The sequence below is a fragment of the Microbacterium sp. SORGH_AS_0969 genome (genome assembly GCF_030818255.1).
In the GTDB taxonomy this organism is placed as follows: Bacteria; Actinomycetota; Actinomycetes; order Actinomycetales; family Microbacteriaceae; genus Microbacterium.
Genome location: NZ_JAUTAG010000001.1, coordinates 1,435,438 through 1,456,019, shown reverse-complemented (window position 1 = coordinate 1,456,019; position 20,582 = coordinate 1,435,438). Strand labels below are relative to the sequence as shown.

Sequence of the window (20,582 nt, the reverse complement as noted above, 5' to 3'; positions counted from 1 at the left end):
TGATGGTCCCTCCTTTGGGTGTCCATATCGCTGTTCCGCGACGCTGCCGGGGCGTCGTCGAGTCGGCGCCTGAGTGCGAGCGCACGTCGGGAATTCGAAGTTATCCGACGCTGCCCGCCATGTCAATAGCAGCTAACTGTTGTCAGTTAGGTACAGCGCTTTCCATGCCGCATCCGCGGCGGAGAGGGTCTGCAGCCCGAGCCCGGCGGACATCGCCATGACCGCCACGATCTCGTCGACGGTCGCTCCGTGGTCCAGGACATTGTGGATGTGCACGCGCAGACCGGCCATGTGCAGGTGAGTGGGCGACGTGTCGAAGGCGAGGTAGAGGAACTCGCGCACCTTCGGCTCGAGCACTCCCTCGCGCCAAGGAGCACCGGAGAACTCGAGGTAGGCCTCGAGGAAGCCGGGAGCGAGCGCGAGCGTCGGATCGAGGAAGTCGCGCCAGTATCCGCGTGTGCGCCGATAGTCCTCGCGGATGCGCTCCTGCGCCGGGGTCAGCACCGTGGTGTCGACCGGCTCCCCGCGTTCTGCGAGGACGTCGGCCAGCACGTCCGCGTTCATGCCGTGGACGCCGATCGTGCACGTCACCATCAGCACCTCGAGGATTTCCTCGGCGCTCGCACCCGCGTCTCGTGCGTCGCCCATGGCCTCGGCCAGGGCTTCCCCTCGGAGGTGAGTGACAGCGCCGTTCAGCGCCATGCGCACGAACGCGCGCGTCTTGGCATCCAGCGCCCCACCCCAGGTCGAGCGAGCGAACTCCCCGGCAGCGCGCGCATAGCCGGGGCGGAGGGCCCGCAACGCCTCCCACACCGGACCGTCCGCGGGGGCCGGAGGATCCGGCGTAGCGGAAACGGCACCCGTGGACGCGCCCGTCGTCACGCCGATCTCCCGCCATAGGCCTCGTCGATGTAGCGGGCGACCTCGGTGTGGTCGGCCCCGGCGGGGAGTTCGGTGACCGCGCGCTCCCACAGACCCGCGACCGTCTCGTCGAGAAGGCCAGGCAGGCCCAGTGACTCACGGAGGTCCACGGCCACGCGCGTGTCCTTCGCCAACAGGGCGGCGCCGAATCCCGAGTCGAAGGTCCCGGGGAGGATGAACTTCGGCCACTTCACCTCGCTCGAGACGCTGCGTCCGGTGGACGCGTTGATCACGTCGACGAGGGTCTCGGGCTCGATCCCGAACTCTCGTCCCACGAGCACCGCCTCGGATGTCATCCACAGGTGGGCGGCCGACACGAGGTTGTTGAGGGCTTTCGCGGCGTGCCCGGCGCCGATGTCGCCGACCCGGGTGACCCGGCCCAGCGCCTCGAGCACGGGCGTCGCCCGCGAGACGAGAGACTCGGGTCCGCCCGCCATGATCGCGAGGGTGCCCGCCACGACGCCACGAACCCCACCCGATACCGGCGCGTCGACGAAATCGACGCCCCGGTCGGCGAGTCGCTCGGCATTGTTCCTGCTGCGCAGCGGCTGCGAGGAGCTCATGTCGATGACCAGGTCGCCGGCCTCCAGCGCATCGTGCGCGAGGAGATCGGCGATCACGGTGTCGACGATCGCGCTGTTGGGCAGCATGAGGACGACGACCGATGCCCTGCCGGCCGCTTCCGCTGCCGTCGCACAGGGCGTGCCGCCCGCGTCGGAGAGGCGGCTCGCGGCCTGCGGATCCAGATCGAACCCCCACACCGACACGCCCGCCTCGATCCATCGACGCGCCATCGGCACGCCCATGTTGCCGAGGCCGATGAGGGCGAGATCAGCGACCGGGGCACTCACTGGTCGTCCAGCTCGGCGAACACCGACTCGGCGACCTTGAACGCGTCCAGGGCGGCGGGAACGCCCGCATAGATCGCGGCCTGCAGGAACACCTCCCGCATCTCTTCTTTGGTCACACCGTTGGCGATGGCGCCGCGGACGTGCAGAGCGAGCTCGAAGGGCCGGTTGAGAGCCGTCATGAACGCGAGGTTGAGCAGGCTGCGGTCGCGGCGCCCCAGACCCTCACGGGTCCAGATCTCGCCCCAGCAGTACTCGGTGACGAGCTCCTGCATGGCGCGGTTGAAGTCGTTGGCCTTGGCAAGCGACTTGTCCACGTAGTCGGAGCCCAGCACCTCGCGACGCACGGCGAGCCCCGCGTCGTAGGAGGCCTGGTGGGAGGGGTAGTCGTTGAGCGTCATGGCGCCTTCCTTGTCGATAGGGAGTCAGAGCGGGAGGGGGTGAGAACGAGGGAGTGATCGGGGAGACGAGGGTCGGGCGGATAGCGAGACCACAGGGAATCCTCGTGACCGACGACCACGTCGGTCGGGGCGACCTCCGCCCGCAGCCGGTCGATGAGGTCGTACGTGGCCGCCGTCGTGACGAGATCGCACATGTGGCGGAACGGCATCCGCCGGGCGAGCTCTTCGTCGGTGTGCACCGCATCGGAGGTGAGCAGGACGCGACCACCCGCGGTGTCCACGAGCAGCATGAGCTGTCCGGGAGTGTGGCCGGGGGCGAGGATGACTCGGATGCCGGGAGCGAGATCGACATCGTCGTCGAGCAGCCGCAGGCGCCCCTGCTCGTGGAGCGACCGCAGCATCTCGAGCTCGCTCTGCTCGACCACGCGGTGCGTGATCGTCAGCGGACGAGGACTCTCGACCCAGTACTGGTACTCCGCGCGAGCCATCGCGAACGACGCTCGCGCGAAGTGGTCGACGTTCCCGATGTGGTCGTAGTGGGCATGGCTGAGGACGATCAGGGTGTCCGGCTCATCGGGCACCGAAAGCGCATCGAGGGCGGCACGCGGGTCGAGGAGGAGGGTGCGTCCCCGTCGTCTGCCCACGTCGGCTGCGAAGCCGGTGTCGAGGACGACGCGGCGGTCTCCGAACTCGACGACCCAGAAGTAGTAGGCCAGGGCGTCGGGCCCGTCGGCCTCGCCGTAGTCGCCGTAGTTCAGGTACACGTCCGACCGCGTCGTCGCGAGGCGACCGTAGCGCACGGCGATCACGGTGTTGTCGGCGAGTGTCATCCCTCTTCCTCTCCCCTATGCCCGGGTGCGCGGCGCAGCACGTCAGACCGCCGGGCCGACCGCGTCGAACATCGACTTCGTGCCGCCGTGCGCGATGAAACCGCCGTCGACGGGGATCTCGGCGCCGTCGACGTACGACGCGTCGTCCGAGAGCAGGAAGCGCACGACGCGCGCCACCTCGTCGACGGTTCCGTGCCGTCCCTGCGGCGTCTGGGCGAGGTGCGCGTCGAAGAACCGGCGGTCGCCCTGGGCGTTCAACTCGGTCGCGATGTATCCCGGGTGCACGAGGTTCACCCGGATGCCATACCGCGCGAGATCGACCACCGACGACTTCGTGATCCCGCGCAGAGCCCATTTGGCCGCACCGTAGGCCACACTCGTGTGGGCGAGCGACGCGGCGACGGATCCGACGTTGACGATCGATCCGCCCGCGGTCATCAGGGGCGCCATCACCTGCGTGCCGAGCAGGGCGCCGAGCGCGTTGACATCGAGGGCGCGGTGCCACGTATCGACTGTCACGGTCTCGACCCGACCCGGCGCGGAGGCGCCCGCGTTGTTGACCAGACCCCACGGCGTCTCGTCCGCCTCGGCCACCCGGCGGGCGAGCGCGCGCCAGCTCTCGGGCTCGGTGACGTCGAGCTCGACGAAGTCGACGGCGAGGCCGTCGGCGCGCATCGCCGCGGCGAACTCCTCACCGCGGTCGATCAGGATGTCCGCCGCGAACACCCGCGCGCCTTCGCGGGCGAGCACCTCGACCTCTGCGGCACCCTGACCCCGGGCACCCCCGGTGACGACGACCGATCGCCCCGTGAAATCCGAGCGGAACGTGCGTCCATCCATCGACATCCTCCTTGATGTGGGTCTCGCGGGCCGCGGAGCGTCGTTCGATCGAGCGGATACGTGTCAGCGGCCGAGTAACCTGTCTGACACTAACATAGTTCCTAGCTACGATGCGGATCGCTCGAATCACCCGGCGAGCGCGTCAGGAGGCGCGGCGCGACGACCGGAGCCGCGGCGATCGCCCCGCCCATGCGGTCACCGCTCGATGCGGTCGGGTCGCGCGCGCATCCCCCTCCGCACGGCGCTCCGTTGTGCCCTCAGCAGGGCGAAGGACCGAGGTGGAGGCATACTGATCCTCCTCGCCTGGGGCTGGTACGAACTGCGCGTCGAGCCTCTTCTTCTCGACCGAGGTGTGGCACTTCGTCGTGGCGAACATCCTCATCGGGTTCGGCATCGGCTTCGGGTACGCCGCGATGCCGATGCTCATCATGCGCGCTGTCCCACCGAGCGAGACGGGCGCGTCCAACGGGCTCAACGCCCTGGCACGGTCACTGGGCACGAGCACGGCCGCGGCGATCGTCGGAGTGGTCCTCGCAACTCTCTCGACCGGTGACGGCGACACCCGCGTCCCCACGGCGGAGGCGTTCCACGTGTCGTTCCTGCTGGGCATCGGCGCCGCGGCCGTCGCCCTCGTGCTGGCGTTGTTCATCACGACGCGCGAGAACCCGGCCGGCGAGCGGGCGTCGCTGCCCGAATGAGCGTCCTCTTCATCGCGAGGCGCGCACGGGGCAGGGGCGGAAGAGGACGCGCCTCAGGCGAGCAGCCGCGCCAGCGTGATCGCGCGCGCACGCTCGGCGTGCGCCTGCGCGGCGGCGGAGGCCGCTTCGGGGTCTCCCGCGATCACGGCGTCGATGATCAGCTCGTGCTCGGCGAGGATCTCGCGCATTCGCTCGGCACTGAAGGTGCGGGTGCCTATGCGCCGCACGGCGGTGTAAACCGTGCCAAGCAGGCGGCGGAGATAGTTGTTGTCGCCGATCTCGGCGAAGGCGGCGTGGAACGCCACGTTCGCGTGATGGAATGCCGCGGCATCGTCGGCCTCGGCCGCGCGGACCATCGCCTCGTGCAGCGACCGGAGCCGCCCGTGCACGGCCGGATCGCCCCGGCGTGCCGCGATACCGACCGCGAGCGATTCGAGGCTGCCGCGCACCTGGTACACGACGGCCACGTCGTCGACGGTCAGCGCCGAGACGCGGACGCCCGATCCCGGCAGCCGCTCGACGAGCCCCTCCTCGACAAGGCGGTTGAACGCCTCGCGCACGGGCGTGCGCGACATCCCGAGCACGCCCGCGATCGATTCCTCACGCAGCCACGTGCCGCCGGGCAGGTCGCCCTCGAGGATCGCCTCGCGAATCGCGAACGTCGTGCTCTCGACCGCGTCACCTCGACGACGCTGCGCGGGCAGATAGGCCGCGACGCCCGTGAAGTCTTCGAGGCCCGTCGCGGATGACATGGGCCAATGCTACGGGGTGGGGCCGACGGCATCCGGGAACGTGAAACCGCCCCAGTGCTCCCACAGGCGCAGCAGCACGGCGTAGTCGTTGCGTGCCCACCCGTCCTCGGCCATCGCCATCTCGTACACGCCGTGGGCCGCGGGCAGGGTGAAGACGGGCACGCCGTCGTCCTGCGCCATCGACAGGGCGAGCACGGAGTCCTTGCGAGCCGCTTCGAGCGACATCCCGCCGTCGTACGAGCCGGTGAAGCCGCGCTCGGCGACGCGGTGCGTGAGCGGGCGGAGCAGTCCGCCGTCGTCGCCCGCGAGGATGTCGACGAGCGCGCGAGGGTCGAGCCCGGTGCGCACGGCCATAGCCATGACCTCGCCGAGCATGACCATCACGCCGTGCGCGACGGCGTTGTTGAGCACCTTCGCGGCCATGCCGGTTCCCACGTCTCCGAGGACGCGGCGCTTCGCGGTGAGCGCGTCGAGCACGGGCGAGATCTCCTCGATCGCCGCGGCGTCGCCCGCGAGCACGAGACCCGCGGTGCCGGCGCGCATCTGCGCGATACCGGCGAGCACGGCGCAGTCGAGCACCCGGATGCCGGCCGGCTCGAGCACGCGCTGGATGGCTTTCATGTCGTTCGGGGTCACGGTCGACATCTCGAGGACCGTGCGTACCGTTCCGGGCCGGGCCGCGAGACTGCGGGCGACCGCGAGCGAGGCGGCGGGCGTCGGGAGCGAAAGGGCGACGATGTCGCTCTCGTCGACGGCGGACTCCAGCGGCGCGGTGCGAAGGCCCCGCTCGGACGCCTCGGTCTGGCGCTCTGCGCTCAGGTCGACGCCGATCGTGGGCCACGCGGCGGCGAGGCGCGTGGCGACCTCGATGCCCATGTTGCCGAGTCCGACGACGGCGATGGTGTGTGTGGTGTTCTGCATCGGATGCGCCTCTCTGAGCTCCTGTTGCGATGTTCGTCCTCGAAGAATACAGTTCTTGCATGCAAGGTGCATACAACGAGGTGAACACCACCCTTCCCGGCGGCCGCACCCTCCCCTTCGGGATGTGGGTCGACGGCGACTGGAACGACGTCCACGGTCCCCACCGCACGATCGAGGATCCCGCCACGGGCGAACCCCTGGCATCCGTCGCCGATGCCACCGCGGCCGACATGGACCGCGCCGTCCACAGCGCCCGCGCAGCCTTCCCCGCGTGGGCCGCGCGCTCGACCGCCGATCGCGCCGTCATTCTGGAGCAACTCGCGGATGCCGTCGCGGCGAACGCCGACGAGCTGGCCCGCGTCGAGACGCTCGACACCGGAAAGCCCCTGTCGCAGTCGCGCACCGACGTGAAGGGAGCCGAGGCGTACCTGCGGTTCTACGCACACGCCGCCCAGCACCTGTTCGGCGACACGATCCCCTCGGTTCCCGGCCGCCTCGTGCAGACGCTCCGCGAACCGCTCGGCGTCGTCGCGCACATCACGCCGTGGAACGCCCCGATCAGCCAGTTCACCCGCGGCGTCGCGCCCTCGCTCGCGATCGGCAACACCGTGGTCGTGAAGCCGTCCGAGCTCGCCCCGCTGTCGTCGCTGCTGTTCGCCGAGCTCTCGCGCGACATCCTCCCCGCGGGCGTGATGTGCGTCGTGCAGGGCGACGGCGTGACCGCGGGAGCGACGCTCGCCGGACACCCCGACATCGACCACCTCACCTTCACGGGGTCTGTGGAGACCGGCATCCGCGCTTCCCAGGCCGCCGCGGCCAACGTCGTCGCGAGCAACCTCGAGCTCGGCGGCAAGTCGGCCGCGGTCGTGTTCGCCGACGCCGACATCCCGGCCGCGGCGGCTCTCGCAGCTCAAGCCGTGGTGCGCAACTCCGGGCAGTCGTGCTCGGCGCTGACCCGCTGGATCGTGCACGAGAACGTCCGCGCGGAGTTCACCGAGCGGCTCGTCGAGCGGGTGGCATCCTTCTCGATCGGCCCCGGGATCGACGACGCCACCATCGGCCCGCTCGTCTCGGAGAAGCAGCGCGAGCGCGTGCGCGCCCTCGTGGCCGGCGCTCTCGACGAGGGCGCCACCCTCGCCCAGGGCTCGCTCGAGACCCCTGAAGGCCTGCCCGCCGGGTGGTTCCTGGAGCCGATGGTGCTGACCGACGTGCGGCCCGAGATGGCGATCGCCTCGACCGAGATCTTCGGCCCCGTCCAGTCGGTGTTCGGCTTCACCGAAGAGGCGGATGCCGTGCGCATCGCGAACTCCACCGATTACGGCCTCGCCGCCGCCGTCTTCACGAAGGACATCGATCGTGCGATGCGCGTGGCCGCGGGGCTGCACGCTGGACAGGTGCAGATCAACGGATTCATCGGGGCCGGCAACGAGATCCCCTTCGGCGGCGTCAAGCACTCGGGCCACGGCCGCGAGAAGGGCTTCGAGGCGCTCTACGGCTACAGCCAGGTCAAGGCGGTCGTGACGCACGTCGGCGGTCTGCGCTGATGCGCGTGCTCATTCCGGGCCGCGAGACCCTCCCCGCGGGATGGATGCCGGAACAGGTGTACGTCATCCGCTACGCCACCCGCCCGACCGCGGTGGCCGCCGAGCACTTCATGGGCCACATCCCCCACGGCGACGCGTCGATGCCGATCGACTACTTCGTCTGGCTGATCACGGGTCAGGATGCCGCGATCCTCGTCGACGCGGGGTTCACGCCCGAGACGGCCGAGGCGCGCCCGGGCCGCGAGCACCTCGGGTCGCCGCTCGAGGTCGCCGAGGCGCTCGGGTACCCCGTCGAGCGGATCCCGAGCGTCGTCGTCACCCACATGCACTACGACCACACCGGCTACCTCGGGCACCTGCCCGACGCGACCGTGCACGTGCAGGAGGCCGAGATGGCCTTCTGGACCGGTCGCCACGTGCGCCGCGGCCTCTACGCCACGATCGCGCACCCCGACGATGTCGCGGCGCTCGTCCGCGCGAACTTCGACGGTCGGGTCGACGTGCTCGCCGGCGATGTCGAGATCGCCCCGGGCGTCACGGTGCACCACGTCGGCGGACACACGCCCGGCATGCAGGTCGTGCGGGTGCAGATCCCCGGCCGCGCGCCCATCGTCCTGGCATCCGATGCCAGTCACTTCGACGCGAACGTGTGCGAGGACCGGCCGTTCTCGATCGCCCACGAGACGCCGCGCATGTACGACGCGTTCGACGACCTCCACCAGCTCGCCGTCGGCGCCGACGGCAGCCTCGGCACCATCGTGCCCGGCCACGATCCGGCCGTCACCGAACGCTTCACCCCGGCCGACGGGGGCGACCCGCGCCTCGTGGGTCGCGTCTGGTCCCTCCTGTAACACCCCTTCCACCCCCTGGCCGCGCCCGCGGCCGCCCCTCTAGGAGACGTCAATGCAGACCTCACCCAAGCTCGACCGCAAGGTCACGACCTCGGCCGTCGTCGGCACCATCATCGAGTGGTACGACTTCTACATCTACGGCACGGCATCCGCCCTCGTTTTCGGCATGCTGTTCTTCCACGCCGACGACCCGCTCGTCGGAACCATCGCGGCCTTCGCGACCTTCGCGATCGGCTTCCTCGCCCGCCCGATCGGCGCCGCGGTGTTCGGGCACTTCGGCGACCGCATCGGCCGCAAGAAGATGCTGATCTACAGCCTCGTCGGCATGGGTGTCGCCACCGTCGCGGTGGGCCTTCTCCCCACCTACGACCAGGTGGGCGTGCTGGCGCCGATCCTGCTGGTCATCTGCCGCCTCATCCAGGGCTTCTGCGTGGGCGGCGAGTGGGGCGGCGCGATGCTGCTCTCTGTCGAGCACGCCCCCGAAGGCAAGAAGAACCTCGCCGGCGCGCTCGTGCAGGTCGGCTCCCCCGCGGGTCTCGTTCTCGCGACCGGCATCATCGCCATCTTCTCGGCACAGCCCGACGAGGTGTTCCTCACGTGGGGCTGGCGCGTGCCGTTCCTGTTCAGCGCTCTCCTCGTGGCGATCGGCCTGTTCATCCGACTGAAGGTCGACGAGTCGCCCGAGTTCAAGAAGGTGCGCGAGGCCGGACAGACCACCCGCGTCCCGCTGTTCGCCACCTTCGCGAAGGCTCCCCTGCAGGTGCTCGCCGGGATCGCGCTGACCTGCGGACCGTTCGTGTACTTCTACTTCCTCACGACGTTCCTGCTCACCTTCGGCGTGAGCACCCTCGGCTTCGACCGGCAGACCCTGCTGCTCTCGGTGACGATCGCGGCGACCGTCGAGATCGCGCTCATGCCGGTGGCCGGCTGGCTCGCCGACACCTACGGGCGCGGCAAGGTCTTCACCATCGGCGCGGCGCTGCTCGTGGTCCTCGCGTTCCCCGCCGTCGCGGCGCTCATCGCCGCCGCGGGCAACACGGCCGTGCTGCTGGTGGTCATGGTCGGATCGATGTCGATCATCCACCCGCTCACCTACGCCCTGCTGTCGACGATGTTCACCGACCTGTTCCCCGCGGGCATCCGCTACACCGGCGTCTCGCTCGCGTTCCAGTTCGGCGGCGTCGTCGGCGGCTTCTCGCCGCTGATCCTCACCGCGGCGCTGACGAACCCGTCGTTCGGCGTGCTCATCCCCGGCTACCTCGCGCTGATGAGCGCGATCACGCTGATCGCGGGCATCGCGGTGACGCGCCAGTTGGCGCGGACGCGTGAGCTCGCGCGGGTCTGATCGCAACGGGAGAGGGGGAGGTGCCGCACCGGCGCCTCCCCCTCTGGCGTGTCCACGCTGCTCAGCGCCCGCGAGAACCGTACAGAGTCCCCGGATTGAGGAACTGCCTTCCCCAGAGCAGACGCCGCTCGGCCACTGTGAGCTGCCCGTAGTCGGCGGCATCCTCCCAGTGACTCCGGATGGCATCTTCGATTCGACCGATGACACCGTCGGCCTCCGCGGCCGTCAGGTCGTAGAGGTGACGTACCGCGAGGAGGTCCCCGAAGTTGTTGCGCTTCTGGCCCGCTCGACCGTAGGCGATGGCCTGCGATGCGGTTTCGCCGCTACGACTCATCGGCGACAGGTCGTAGGCGGGACTGAGCATCGCTGTCTTTCCATCCCACAACGCGGCATGGTTGCGGAGATGATCGTCGGAGTTCGAGATGGCCATGTTGAAGGCGACCCGCGCGAACAGCTCCTCGGCGGTTCCCGCGGGCGCGCCCCACTGGCGGAGCGCGTCGAGCAGATCGACGTAGCTGCCGCTGCGCGCCTGGAGTTCGTCGAGCCCGGTCAACGTGAGCGCGCTCGACGCGAGAATCCGGCCGCCCGCCGCCGTGCGATCGAAGCGCTCGACGAGCAACACGGTGCGACCGAGCACGCTCTCCACACGAGTCGAGGCGACGCGAAGCCCGGCCTTCTCCGCGAGGAACATGCTGGCCGCTTCGGCCCCGACGACCGGGAAGTGATCGGTGGATGCCGAGAACTTGGCGATGTACTGGCGCCCGTCGTGCTCGACCACCGCTTTGGGCCTGGCCCCGCCCATCGCCGTTCCGCTGAGCAGCGCGCGCTCGAGTTCGAGAGGGAGTTCGCCGCCGGCTTCCACCGTGTCGGCGGCGCCGAGAAGGTCCTCCAGTGAGGCTGGCGCCGTCAGCCGAGGGACGTAGACGCTTGCCGACTCCTGGAAGTCGATGGCGCCGAAGCGATTCGAGGTCGAGTGCAGGAGGTACGTACGCTCGTCGAGGTCGCCCGTGTCAGCGAGCTCGCCACGCTCTCCCGTGACCTGGTACTGCACGACCCGTCGCCCCCAGGCATCCGGGGACGCATCTCGGAGCGCCCCCGGCAGACCCATGGAGCCGGTGGGAGCGAAGGTCTGCGTCGAGAGCGAAAGCGTGGGCGCGAGGGAAACGGCGTCTTCGCGCTCGAGATAGCGGCGCCCGTAGTCGAACCAGAACTGCCCCTGAGCCCGCTCCCGAAGCCGACCGGCGGGCACTGGCTCGAACTCGCCCGGCAGCCAGACCCAGACGAAGACGTCAGAAGTCGAGGCCATCGTCATCGCTCTCGCGCGGCACGCTCACACGGCTCGGCAGGAGTGCCAGTCGCTCCTCACCTCGGCGACGAAGGGCCAGGAGTTCGCCCGGGTCATCGACGCCGAACAAGGGCACCCCGACGATGGTCGCAACCGTGAACACCTTCCCGATGCTTGCGGCGGCGCTGCCGTTCTCGATACCGGTCAGCGTCTTCCTGCTGATCCCCGCGGACCCCGCCAGGTGCTCCGCCGTCATCCCGCGCGCCAACCGCGCAAGCCGAATCTGCTGCCCGAGGACGGCAATGGCATCTTCAGCAGCGCGCACCGTGCTGACCTCTTGACGACCCATGAGTAATACTCTACCCCTAAATATGCCTTATGGGTAAAGTATTACTCATTCCGACGTGAGCTCGGTCAGTCGAGCAGCAGCGCCGGCTCCTCCAGCACGGATGCCACGTCCGCGATGAACCGCGAGATCCCGTCGCCGTCCACCACGCGGTGATCGAACGAGCCCGACACCGTGGTCACCCAGCGGGGGCGCACCTCGCCGTCGACGACCCACGGCTTCTGCCGGATCGCGCCGAGCGCGATGATGCCGGCCTCACCGGGGTTGATGATCGGGGTACCGGCATCCACTCCGAACACGCCGATGTTGGTGATCGTGAAGGTGCCGCCGATCTGATCGGCGGGGCTCGTCTTGCCCTCGCGGGCCGTGAGGGTGAGGTTCTCGAGCGCCTTCGCGAGCTCGCGCGTGTTCATGCTCTGCGCGTCCTTGATGTTCGGCACGAGCAGGCCGCGCGGTGTCGCGGCAGCGATGCCGAGGTTGACGTAGTGGCGCACCGAGATCTGCGCGCCATCCTCGGTGTCGACCCAGGCGGCGTTGATCATGGGCGTGCGGCGCAGGGCCCAGATCACCGCGCGGGCCATGATCAGCAGCGGCGAGATCTTCACGTCGGCGAAGTCTGGCGAGGCCTTGAGACGCTTGACGAGCTCCATCGTGCGCGAGGCGTCGACATCGACCCACACCGACACGTGCGGGGCCGAGTACGCGCTCGAGGTCATCGCGTTCGCGGTGGCCTTGCGGACGCCGCGGACGGGGATCGACTCCTCGCGGGCATCAGCGGCGGGGACGGATGCCACGGGCGCGGGCGCCGCGGGAGCGGGGACCGGGATCGTCTCCTCACGCACCTCTCCCCACGCGGGCGTCTCGATGTTGCGGAAGACGCTCGCCTGCTCGGCGTGCTTCACGACGTCGTCGCGCGTCACCTCGCCGGCGGGACCGCTCGGCGTCACGGCCGAGAGGTCGACGCCGAGGTCGCGCGCGAGCTTGCGGATCGGGGGCTTCGCGACCACCCCGACCGATGCCATCACCGGACGCTCCGCGGGCTTGCGGCGGCGCGACGACACCGCGCCACCCGTGCCGTATCCCACGAGCACGGCGCCGCCGGGGTCGCTGGACTCGGGAACGGTGACGGGCTCCGCGGGCGTCGGGGTGCCGGCATCCGTCGATCCGATCGTGATGATCGGGGCACCGACCTCGACCGTGGCCCCCTCGGAGGCGAGGAGCTCGCCGACCGTGCCGGAGTACGGCGACGGCAGCTCGACGAGCGACTTCGCCGTCTCGATCTCGACGATCACGTCGTTGACGGCGACGGTGTCACCGGGCGCGACGCGCCACTGCACGATCTCGGCCTCGGTGAGGCCCTCTCCGACGTCGGGGAGAACGAAGGTCTGCTCGGTCACGGGGTGTCCTTTGCTCGGGAGCCAGCTTGCCACCGGCGGTGCCGCAACGGAATGATCCGGCGGCGGGAGGGCCTCACGGCCGGGAGGGTGTCAGTAAGCGAGAGACCGGTCGACGGCCTCGAGGATGCGGTCGGCGTCGGGCAGGTAGGTGCCCTCGAGCTTCGCGGGCGGGAAGGGCACATCGAAGCCCGACACGCGCAGCACGGGCGCCTCGAGCGCGAAGAACGCCTTCTCCATCACGGTCGCGGCGATCTCGGAGCCGAGCGAGGTGAAGCCCGGCGCCTCCTGCGCGTAGACCATGCGGCCCGTGCGGCGGATCGAATCGAGCAGAGGGCCGTAGTCGACCGGAGACAGCGAACGCAGATCGATGACCTCGCAGCTCGTGCCCTCGCTCTCGGCGAGCGCGGCCGCCTGCAGGAGCGTCGTGACCATCGCACCGTGGCCCACGAGGGTCACGTCGGTGCCGCGACGCACGATGCGGCTCGCGTGCAGCGGGAGCGCGGGGGCGTCGGTGTCGACCTCGCCCTTCTGCCAGTACTTCGCCTTCGGCTCGAGGAAGATCACCGGGTCCGGCGAGGCGATCGCCTGCTGCATCATCCAGTACGCGTCGTTCGCGTTCGAGGGGCTCACCACGCGCAGACCGGCCGTGTGCGTGAAGTACGCCTCGGGGCTCTCCTGGTGGTGCTCGACCGCGCCGATGTGCCCGCCGTACGGGATGCGGATGACGACGGGCATGCGCACGCCACCCTCGTGACGGTTCGTGATCTTCGCGAGCTGCGAGGTGATCTGGTCGAAGGCCGGGAAGACGAAGCCGTCGAACTGGATCTCGAGCACGGGCTTGAACCCGCCCATCGCGAGGCCGATCGCGGTCCCGACGATGCCGGACTCGGCGAGGGGCGAGTCGATGACGCGGCGGGGTCCGAAGTCCTTCTGCAGACCCTCGGTCACGCGGAAGACGCCGCCGAGCGGGCCGATGTCCTCGCCCATGAGCAGGACGCGGTCGTCGGTCTCGAGCGCGCGGCGGAGACCCGCGTTCAGCGCGCGGCTGATCGGCATGTTCTCGGTCACTGCGCGCCCCCTTCCATCGACGCCTCGTAGTCGTCGAGCCAGCGCTGCTCCTCCTGGATCAGCGCGTGCGCCTCGGAGTACACGCTCTCGAACATGTGCGCGCGGGGGATCGTGCCGAGCTCGTTCGTGCGCACGCGCACGTCGTCGGCGAGCGCGGCACCCTCGGCATCCGCGTCGTCGAAGAACTGCTGCGACGCGCCGCGGGCCTCGAGGAACGCACGCATGCGGGCGATCGGGTCGCGACGCCCCCACGACTGCTCCTCGTCGGAGGTGCGGTACTTGGTGGGGTCGTCGCTCGTCGTGTGCGCACCCATGCGGTAGGTCATCGCCTCGATCGCGCGGGGGCCGCCGCCGGCACGGGCCTCGTCGAGGGCGAGCTTCGACACGGCGTAGCTGGCGAGCACGTCGTTGCCGTCGACCTGGACGCTCGGGATGCCGTATCCCTCACCGCGCTTGTACAGCGGCGAGCGCGACTGCGTGGCGACGGGGACGGAGATGGCCCACTGGTTGTTCTGGAGGAAGAAGACCTCGGGGGTCTGGAAGCTCGCGGCGAAGACCATGGCCTCGTGCACGTCGCCCTGGCTGGACGCGCCGTCGCCGTAGTAGACGATGACCGCTTCGTCGCGCTCGGGGTCTCCGGTGCCGCACTTTCCGTCGAACACCAGCCCCATGCCGAGGCCCGTCGCGTGCAGCGTCTGCGCACCGAGCACGAGCGTGTAGATGTGGGTGTTGCCGTTCTTGGGGTCGGACGGATCCCAGCCGCCGTGCGTGAGGCCGCGCATCAGTCGGATGATGTCGAGCGGGTCGACGCCACGGATGCGGGTGACCACGTGCTCGCGGTACGAGGGGAAGATGTGGTCCTGCGTGCGAGCCGCACGCGCGGAGCCGACCTGGGCGGCCTCCTGACCGAAGGACGGCGGCCACAGGGCGAGCTGGCCCTGGCGCTGCAGATTGGTGGCCTGCACGTCGAACGCGCGGATCGAGACCATGTCGCGGTAGAACGTCTCGAGTTCGGCGTCGGTCAGCGCGTCGATGAGCGGCAGGTAGCGCTCGGCCGCGGGCGTGGGCGCCATCGTGCCGTCGGCTGCCAGAACGCGCACGAGAGCGGGGTCGTCGAGCGGGGTCATGCTCCCACGCTAATGCTCGCCCTATGCCGGGGACCGCATGAGGTGAACAATGGATGCCGGGATTCGGCATCCATCATCCACAAAGCGGCGCGGTCGTGGGCCCGGTCCCTTCGACAAGCTCAGGGACCTCCCGCGGACCGCCGGAGCCCCCGCGTCGCCTCTACGAGCTCGGGGACGCGGACCTTCCGCGAGGTGGCTGAGCCTGTCGAAGCCACCGGAGCACCGCGGGTACCGGGCCCTTCGACAAGCTCAGGGACCTGTGCCGCCGGGGGGTCAGCGCGGAGCCGTGGCGGCTGCCACCTCGACGATGCGGTCGAGCGACTCCTCTTCGCCGATCGAGATCCGCACGCCGTCGCCGGCGAAGGGACGAACCACGAGACCGGCCTCTTCGAACGCCGTGGCGACCTCGAGCGCGCGGTCTCCCGCGGGGAGCCACACGAAGTTGCCCTGGGCGTCGGGCACCGGCCATCCGGCATCGCGGAGGCGCGCGACGAGACGATCGCGGCGCTCGGCGATCACACGCACGCGGTCCAGGAGCTCGGACTCGGCGGCGAGGCTCGCGAGCGCGGCCTCTTCGGCCGCAGCCGTGACCGACAGCGGGATCGCGGTGCTGCGCGCGGCATCCAGGACTCGCGTGTGCCCGATCGCGTAGCCGACGCGCAGGCCCGCGAGACCGTAGGCCTTGCTGAAGGTGCGGAGCACGACGATGTTCGGTCGGGCGATGATCGCGCGCACGCGGTCGCCCTCGACCGAGGAGGGGTCGGTCACGAACTCCGCATACGCCTCGTCGAGCACGATCAGCACATCGGCCTGCACGGCCTCGACGAACGCGGCGAAGTCATCGTGCGTGACGGTGGGGCCCGTGGGGTTGTTCGGGCTGCACACGATCACCAGGCGCGTGCGCTCGGTGATTGCGGCGGCCATCGCGGGCAAGTCGTGGCGGAAGTCCTCGGTGAGCGGCACCTGCACGCTGGTGGCTCCGGCGACGGCGACGAGTGAGGGGTAGGCCTCGAAGGAACGCCAGGCGTAAACGACCTCGTCGCCCGGTCCCGAGGTCGCGAGAAGCAGCTGCGCGAGCAGAGACACGCTACCGGCACCGATGTGCACGTCGTCGGGCGAGACGCCGTGGCGCGCGGCGAGACGTTCGCGGAGGCGGGCGGCCGTGGCATCCGGATACCGGTTGATGCCGGACGCCCCCTGGATGGCCTCGAGAACACCGGGGAGCGGGTCGAAGGGGTTCTCGTTGCTCGACAGCTTGAACGCGTCGGCGCTGGCCTGACGGCCCTGACGGTACGCCGGCAGGGCGGCGATCTCGGGGCGGATTCGGGGGAGGACCGGCTCTTCACTCACCCCGCGAGCCTAACCGCGGGCGGCCGTCGCGCGTCAGTCCCTCCGTGGCATCCGTCGCAAGCCCCTGCCGGACCGTGGCGCCGGCGTGCCAGGGTGGGGGCATGCGCTTCGTCGTCCGCGTCGCCGTCAACGCCTTCGCCATCTGGATCGTCACGCTGCTGCCCGCCCTTCAGGTGCGGCTGATCCCCTTCGCGCCCGGAGAGTGGCTGCAGGTCGCCCTCACCCTGCTGCTCGTGGGGCTCATCTTCGCCCTGGTGAACACGATCGTCGGGACCGTCGTCAAGATCGTCGCGATCCCGCTGTACATCCTCACGCTCGGGCTCATCTCGCTCGTGATCAACGGCTTCCTGCTGTGGCTGACCGCCGTCATCACCGCGAACTGGAACTGGGGTCTGCGCACGGGCGAGTTCTGGCTGACGGTCGTGGCGGCGCTGCTCATCGGCATCATCAACGCCGTGCTCGGCGGCATCCTGCGTCCTCGACGAGACGAACGTTCACGACGCTGACGCGGTGAGTCCGCCTCGCACCGCCGAGGTCCCTGAGCCCGTCGAAGGGACCGGAACCCGCGTGCGTCCGGAGGAATCGGCGCGTGCGGTCGCGGCGCTTCAGCGCCATGATGGAGGGATGACCGCGAGTGCCGACGCGCCCTTCCGCGTCGTGTTCGTGTGCAGCGGCAACATCTGTCGCTCCCCCATGGCCGATGTGGTCTTCCGTCATCTCGCCGATTCCTCGGGCCTCGGCCCGCGTGTCGCCTCGTCGTCGGCCGGTACCGGCGACTGGCACGTCGGCGAACGCGCCGACCACCGCACCCTCGCAGCTCTGGAGCGTCTGGGGTACGACGGCGCGGCGCATCGCGCGCGGCAGTTCCAGTACGCCGATTTCGAGCGCAACGACCTGGTCGTCGCGCTCGACCGCAGCCACGAACGCGTCCTGCGCGGCTGGGCCCGCGACGACGACGCCGCCGACAAGATCGCCCTGCTGCAGTCGTTCGTTCCGGATGCCGAGACCCTCGACGTCCCCGACCCGTACTACGCCGGCCCCCCGATGTTCGACGAGGTGCTCGGTATGATCGAGAGTGCCTGCCGCGCCCTGTTCCGGCAGCTCGAGCCCGCCATCCGTTCCGCGGGCTGACCCCTTCGCGCGACCCCCGGGAGACCCGTGTCCGCTCTGCCTCCGCAGCCCCTCAGCCCGCTCGACGGCCGGTACTTCGGCACCGTCGCAGAAATCGGCGATTATCTGTCGGAGGCGGGCCTGAACCGCGCCCGCGTCGAGGTCGAGGTCGAGTGGCTCCTGGCCCTGACCGACCGCTCGCTGTTCGGCACCTCGCCGGTGTCCGACGCCGACCGGGCGAAGCTCCGTGCCCTGTACGAGGAGTTCGGCGCCGACGAGATCGCCTGGCTCAAAGAGAAAGAGGCGGTGACGCGCCACGACGTCAAGGCCGTCGAGTACCTCGTGCGCGACCGCCTCGACAGCCTCGGGCTCACCGCCCTGGCCGAGCTCACGCACTTCGCGTGCACGAGCGAAGACATCAACTCCACCGCCTACGCCCTGACCGTGAAGCGGGCCGTCGAGCGTGTGTGGCTGCCAAAGCTCCGCGCCGTCACCGTGGCCCTCGCCGAGCTCGCGGTGAAGCACCGCGACGCCGCGATGCTCTCGCGCACGCACGGCCAGCCCGCGACGCCCACGACGATGGGCAAAGAGATCGGCGTGTTCGCGTGGCGCCTCGAGCGCGTCATCCGTCAGCTGGATGCCGGGGAGTACCTCGCGAAGTTCTCTGGCGCGACCGGCACCTGGTCGGCGCACGTCGCCGCCGAGCCCGACGTCGACTGGCCCGCCCTGACCCGCGAGTTCATCGAGTCGCTCGGTCTCGGGTTCAACCCCGTCACGACGCAGATCGAGTCGCACGACTGGCAGGTCGAGCTCTACGACCGCGCGCGCCACGCGGGTGGCATCCTGCACAACCTCGCCACCGACATCTGGACCTACATCTCGCTCGGGTACTTCACGCAGATCCCCGTCGCGGGAGCCACCGGCTCGTCGACGATGCCGCACAAGATCAACCCGATCCGCTTCGAGAACGCCGAGGCGAACCTCGAGATCGCCGGTGGACTGTTCAGCACCCTGGCATCCACCCTCGTGACGAGCCGGATGCAGCGCGACCTGACCGACTCGACGACGCAACGCAACATCGGCGTCGCGTTCGGCCACTCGCTGCTCGCGCTCGACAACCTGCAGCGCGGCCTCACCGAGATCTCGCTCGCCGAGGACGTGCTTCTGGCCGACCTCGACGTGAACTGGGAAGTGCTCGCCGAGGCCATCCAGACCGTGGTGCGCGCCGAGATCGCCGCCGGTCGCTCGACGATCACCGACCCGTACGCGCTGCTGAAGGACCTCACGCGCGGTCGCCGCGTCGGTGCCCCCGAGCTGGCCGAGTTCGTCCGCGGCCTCGACATCGGGGATGCCGCGAAGGAGCGCCTGCTCGCCCTGACCCCCGCCGCCTACGCGGGCCTGGCGTCGCGGGTGGTCGACTCTCTCTGACACGACCGCCACGCCGGTGCCAAACTCCTGAGAGATCGGGACGCGGCATGACATCCGGCGGGACGTGGGGCCGACGATGGCCGTTTCTCAGGAGTTCTGCACGCCGCGCGCAGCCGCCCGTCCCCTCGAGACTCGTCGTCCGGTGCGGGCGTGCCTGCGTCCCGGCCCTGATCCGGCCGGGGCGAGACTCCTGAGAACTCGAGCGTTGTCGGCCGGCGACCGGCTGATTTCTGCGGGCCGGGGCTCGCCGGGCGCGATTTCTCAGGAGTTCGGCCCGCCACCCGGACGGTCATGGCCCCGGATCGCGGGGGCTGCGTGGCCGCCCGGCTGCGCGGCTGCGTGGCCGCCCGGCTGCCCGGCTGCGCGGCCGCCCGGCTGCGCGGCCGCCCGGCTGCGGCTGCGGCTGCGGCTGCGCGGGAGAATGGATGCCATGCGCGCGATGATCATGGACGCCCTGGCCGCACCCCTCGAGGTGCGCGACGTCGAGGCCCCGACCGCTCCGGACGGCGGGGTCGTGGTCGAGGTGCACGCGACCGGGCTCTGCAAGAGCGACTGGCACGCGTGGGTCGGGCATGACGACGTCTCGCTCCCCCACGTTCCCGGGCACGAGCTGGCGGGCGTCATCGTCGAGGTCGGCGCGGGCGTTCAGCGGTGGAGCGTCGGCGACCGCGTCACCGTGCCGTTCGTGATGGGCTGCGGGGCGTGCGAGTGGTGCCTCGCGGGCGACGCGCAGGTGTGCCCCGACCAGCAGCAGCCCGGGTTCACGCAGTGGGGCTCGTTCGCCGAGCGGGTCGTCCTGCGCGCGGCCGACACGAACGTCGTGCGGATCCCCGACGGCGTCTCTTTCGAGGCGGCTGCGGCGCTCGGATGCCGCTTCGCCACGGCGTACCGCGCCCTGACCGGCCGCGCCCGCGTGCAGGCGGGCGAGTGGGTCACCGTCGTCGGGGCCGGCGGAGTGGGCCTCAGCGCGGTGATGATCGGGGTCGCCCTCGGCGCGCGCGTGATCGTCGTCGACCGCACACCCGCGGCTCTCGAGGCGGCCGCCCGCCTCGGCGCCGAGCACACGCTTCTCGCCGACGGGTCCGACATCGCCGCCGTGGTGCACGAGATCACCGGCGGCGGGAGCCACGTCGCCGTCGATGCGGTCGGCAGTGCTCAGACCTCGCGCGACGCGGTGCTGAGCCTGCGCCGGCGGGGACGCCACGTGCAGATCGGGCTGCTGCCCACGGCCGACGGGATGACCCCGATGCCGATGGCGCGCGTCATCGCGTGGGAGCTCGACCTCCTGGGCAGCCACGGCATGGCCGCGGTCGACTATCCCGAGATGCTCTCGCTGATCGAGAGCGGTGCGCTGCGCCCGCACGACCTGATCGAGCGCGTCATCGGGCTGAGCGAGGCGGCGACCCTGCTCCCCGGCATGGACACGGCCTCACCGGCGGGCATGACGATGATCGATCCGCGGCGGGACTGAGGTCGCGCCGCGAGCGGAGGAGATTCGGCGGCGGGAGGATGCCGGGGCC

The 20,582-nt window shown here is 70.3% G+C and carries 20 protein-coding genes and 1 pseudogene; 8 read left to right on the top strand and 13 right to left on the bottom strand.

From position 1 onward, the window contains the following. Positions 1-132 precede the first annotated feature (132 nt). The 5 genes from QE388_RS06755 to QE388_RS06735 are packed head-to-tail and all read right to left on the bottom strand — an operon-like array spanning position 133 to position 3,840. On the bottom strand, positions 133-882 hold the full coding sequence (locus QE388_RS06755; protein WP_307384171.1) for a carboxymuconolactone decarboxylase family protein: 750 nt from the start codon (positions 880-882) through the stop codon (positions 133-135). Further along, on the bottom strand, positions 879-1,772 hold the full coding sequence (locus QE388_RS06750; RefSeq protein WP_307384168.1) for an NAD(P)-dependent oxidoreductase: 894 nt from the start codon (positions 1,770-1,772) through the stop codon (positions 879-881). The genes QE388_RS06755 and QE388_RS06750 overlap by 4 nt, the downstream gene beginning before the upstream one ends. Further along, a complete protein-coding gene (locus QE388_RS06745; protein ID WP_307384165.1) occupies positions 1,769-2,170 on the bottom strand; it encodes a carboxymuconolactone decarboxylase family protein in 402 nt (133 codons plus the stop codon). The genes QE388_RS06750 and QE388_RS06745 overlap by 4 nt, the downstream gene beginning before the upstream one ends. After that, positions 2,167-3,000: an N-acyl homoserine lactonase family protein gene (locus tag QE388_RS06740; RefSeq protein ID WP_307384163.1), complete on the bottom strand. Its 834-nt coding sequence runs from the start codon at positions 2,998-3,000 to the stop codon at positions 2,167-2,169. The genes QE388_RS06745 and QE388_RS06740 overlap by 4 nt, the downstream gene beginning before the upstream one ends. A 42-nt stretch (positions 3,001-3,042) precedes the next feature. After that, positions 3,043-3,840, bottom strand: a complete 798-nt coding sequence (locus QE388_RS06735; protein ID WP_307384160.1) for an SDR family NAD(P)-dependent oxidoreductase — start codon at positions 3,838-3,840, stop codon at positions 3,043-3,045. A gap of 335 nt (positions 3,841-4,175) precedes the next feature. Between QE388_RS06735 and QE388_RS06730 the strand changes: the two are divergent. After that, positions 4,176-4,538, top strand: a pseudogene (locus QE388_RS06730) (MFS transporter); the annotation flags it as partial. A gap of 53 nt (positions 4,539-4,591) precedes the next feature. On the opposite strand, the gene QE388_RS06725 reads toward QE388_RS06730, so the two are convergent. Together QE388_RS06725 and QE388_RS06720 are read right to left on the bottom strand one after the other, a co-directional pair. Then, on the bottom strand, positions 4,592-5,290 hold the full coding sequence (locus QE388_RS06725; protein WP_307384156.1) for a GntR family transcriptional regulator: 699 nt from the start codon (positions 5,288-5,290) through the stop codon (positions 4,592-4,594). Between the two features lie 9 nt (positions 5,291-5,299). Continuing rightward, entirely contained in the window at positions 5,300-6,211 is a 912-nt protein-coding gene (locus tag QE388_RS06720; RefSeq protein ID WP_307384154.1) for an NAD(P)-dependent oxidoreductase, read from the bottom strand. Positions 6,212-6,270: 59 nt separating this feature from the next. Between QE388_RS06720 and QE388_RS06715 the strand changes: the two genes are divergently transcribed. The 3 genes from QE388_RS06715 to QE388_RS06705 are packed head-to-tail and all read left to right on the top strand — an operon-like array spanning position 6,271 to position 9,951. Beyond that, positions 6,271-7,755 (top strand): aldehyde dehydrogenase, encoded by a 1,485-nt coding sequence (locus tag QE388_RS06715; RefSeq protein WP_307384151.1) that lies wholly within the window; start codon positions 6,271-6,273, stop codon positions 7,753-7,755. Next, positions 7,755-8,606, top strand: coding sequence for an N-acyl homoserine lactonase family protein (locus tag QE388_RS06710; RefSeq protein WP_307384149.1), 852 nt, complete (start codon positions 7,755-7,757; stop codon positions 8,604-8,606). Before QE388_RS06715 ends, QE388_RS06710 begins: the two co-directional genes overlap by 1 nt. A 52-nt stretch (positions 8,607-8,658) precedes the next feature. Continuing rightward, entirely contained in the window at positions 8,659-9,951 is a 1,293-nt protein-coding gene (locus QE388_RS06705; RefSeq protein WP_307384147.1) for an MFS transporter, read from the top strand. Between the two features lie 61 nt (positions 9,952-10,012). Here QE388_RS06705 and QE388_RS06700 read toward each other — a convergent pair whose 3' ends face one another. The 6 genes from QE388_RS06700 to QE388_RS06675 all read right to left on the bottom strand — a co-directional run bounded on the left by QE388_RS06700 (position 10,013) and on the right by QE388_RS06675 (position 16,524). Further along, the gene (locus QE388_RS06700) at positions 10,013-11,257 is read right to left on the bottom strand and encodes a type II toxin-antitoxin system HipA family toxin (protein WP_307384144.1); all 1,245 of its coding nucleotides are present in this window, start codon (positions 11,255-11,257) and stop codon (positions 10,013-10,015) included. Continuing rightward, on the bottom strand, positions 11,241-11,585 hold the full coding sequence (locus tag QE388_RS06695) for a helix-turn-helix transcriptional regulator (RefSeq protein ID WP_307384141.1): 345 nt from the start codon (positions 11,583-11,585) through the stop codon (positions 11,241-11,243). The genes QE388_RS06700 and QE388_RS06695 overlap by 17 nt, the downstream gene beginning before the upstream one ends. Positions 11,586-11,650: 65 nt before the next feature. Continuing rightward, positions 11,651-12,979 (bottom strand): dihydrolipoamide acetyltransferase family protein, encoded by a 1,329-nt coding sequence (locus QE388_RS06690; protein WP_307384138.1) that lies wholly within the window; start codon positions 12,977-12,979, stop codon positions 11,651-11,653. Between the two features lie 90 nt (positions 12,980-13,069). After that, positions 13,070-14,035 (bottom strand): alpha-ketoacid dehydrogenase subunit beta, encoded by a 966-nt coding sequence (locus QE388_RS06685; RefSeq protein WP_307387071.1) that lies wholly within the window; start codon positions 14,033-14,035, stop codon positions 13,070-13,072. 8 nt (positions 14,036-14,043) lie between these two features. Next, positions 14,044-15,174 (bottom strand): thiamine pyrophosphate-dependent enzyme, encoded by a 1,131-nt coding sequence (locus tag QE388_RS06680; RefSeq protein WP_307384136.1) that lies wholly within the window; start codon positions 15,172-15,174, stop codon positions 14,044-14,046. 273 nt (positions 15,175-15,447) lie between these two features. After that, complete coding sequence (locus QE388_RS06675) at positions 15,448-16,524, bottom strand: histidinol-phosphate transaminase (protein WP_307384134.1); 1,077 nt, start codon at positions 16,522-16,524, stop codon at positions 15,448-15,450. A gap of 101 nt (positions 16,525-16,625) precedes the next feature. On the opposite strand from QE388_RS06675, the gene QE388_RS06670 reads away from it, so the two are divergent. From QE388_RS06670 to QE388_RS06655, 4 genes are all read left to right on the top strand, one after another. Next, on the top strand, positions 16,626-17,030 hold the full coding sequence (locus tag QE388_RS06670) for a phage holin family protein (protein ID WP_275799945.1): 405 nt from the start codon (positions 16,626-16,628) through the stop codon (positions 17,028-17,030). A gap of 118 nt (positions 17,031-17,148) precedes the next feature. Next, the gene (locus tag QE388_RS06665; RefSeq protein ID WP_275799944.1) at positions 17,149-17,655 is read left to right on the top strand and encodes a low molecular weight protein-tyrosine-phosphatase; all 507 of its coding nucleotides are present in this window, start codon (positions 17,149-17,151) and stop codon (positions 17,653-17,655) included. Positions 17,656-17,682: 27 nt separating this feature from the next. After that, entirely contained in the window at positions 17,683-19,062 is a 1,380-nt protein-coding gene (gene purB / locus QE388_RS06660; protein WP_307384131.1) for an adenylosuccinate lyase, read from the top strand. Between the two features lie 430 nt (positions 19,063-19,492). Beyond that, positions 19,493-20,533 carry a zinc-dependent alcohol dehydrogenase family protein gene (locus QE388_RS06655; protein WP_307384129.1) on the top strand — a complete coding sequence of 347 codons (1,041 nt, stop codon included), beginning with the start codon at positions 19,493-19,495 and terminating at the stop codon, positions 20,531-20,533. Positions 20,534-20,582: the final 49 nt, after the last annotated feature.

Excerpts from the sequence above, each read along its gene's own strand:
- QE388_RS06745 (WP_307384165.1), bottom strand. The coding sequence starts at position 2,170 with ATGACGCTCAACGACTACCCCTCCCACCAGGCCTCCTACGACGCGGGG.
- QE388_RS06740 (WP_307384163.1), bottom strand. The coding sequence starts at position 3,000 with ATGACACTCGCCGACAACACCGTGATCGCCGTGCGCTACGGTCGCCTC.
- QE388_RS06735 (WP_307384160.1), bottom strand. The coding sequence starts at position 3,840 with ATGGATGGACGCACGTTCCGCTCGGATTTCACGGGGCGATCGGTCGTC.
- QE388_RS06725 (WP_307384156.1), bottom strand. The coding sequence starts at position 5,290 with ATGTCATCCGCGACGGGCCTCGAAGACTTCACGGGCGTCGCGGCCTAT.
- QE388_RS06720 (WP_307384154.1), bottom strand. The coding sequence starts at position 6,211 with ATGCAGAACACCACACACACCATCGCCGTCGTCGGACTCGGCAACATG.
- QE388_RS06715 (WP_307384151.1), top strand. The coding sequence starts at position 6,271 with ATGCAAGGTGCATACAACGAGGTGAACACCACCCTTCCCGGCGGCCGC.
- QE388_RS06710 (WP_307384149.1), top strand. The coding sequence starts at position 7,755 with ATGCGCGTGCTCATTCCGGGCCGCGAGACCCTCCCCGCGGGATGGATG.
- QE388_RS06705 (WP_307384147.1), top strand. The coding sequence starts at position 8,659 with ATGCAGACCTCACCCAAGCTCGACCGCAAGGTCACGACCTCGGCCGTC.
- QE388_RS06700 (WP_307384144.1), bottom strand. The coding sequence starts at position 11,257 with ATGGCCTCGACTTCTGACGTCTTCGTCTGGGTCTGGCTGCCGGGCGAG.
- QE388_RS06695 (WP_307384141.1), bottom strand. The coding sequence starts at position 11,585 with ATGGGTCGTCAAGAGGTCAGCACGGTGCGCGCTGCTGAAGATGCCATT.
- QE388_RS06685 (WP_307387071.1), bottom strand. The coding sequence starts at position 14,035 with ATGCCGATCAGCCGCGCGCTGAACGCGGGTCTCCGCCGCGCGCTCGAG.
- QE388_RS06680 (WP_307384136.1), bottom strand. The coding sequence starts at position 15,174 with ATGACCCCGCTCGACGACCCCGCTCTCGTGCGCGTTCTGGCAGCCGAC.
- QE388_RS06670 (WP_275799945.1), top strand. The coding sequence starts at position 16,626 with ATGCGCTTCGTCGTCCGCGTCGCCGTCAACGCCTTCGCCATCTGGATC.
- QE388_RS06665 (WP_275799944.1), top strand. The coding sequence starts at position 17,149 with ATGACCGCGAGTGCCGACGCGCCCTTCCGCGTCGTGTTCGTGTGCAGC.
- QE388_RS06655 (WP_307384129.1), top strand. The coding sequence starts at position 19,493 with ATGCGCGCGATGATCATGGACGCCCTGGCCGCACCCCTCGAGGTGCGC.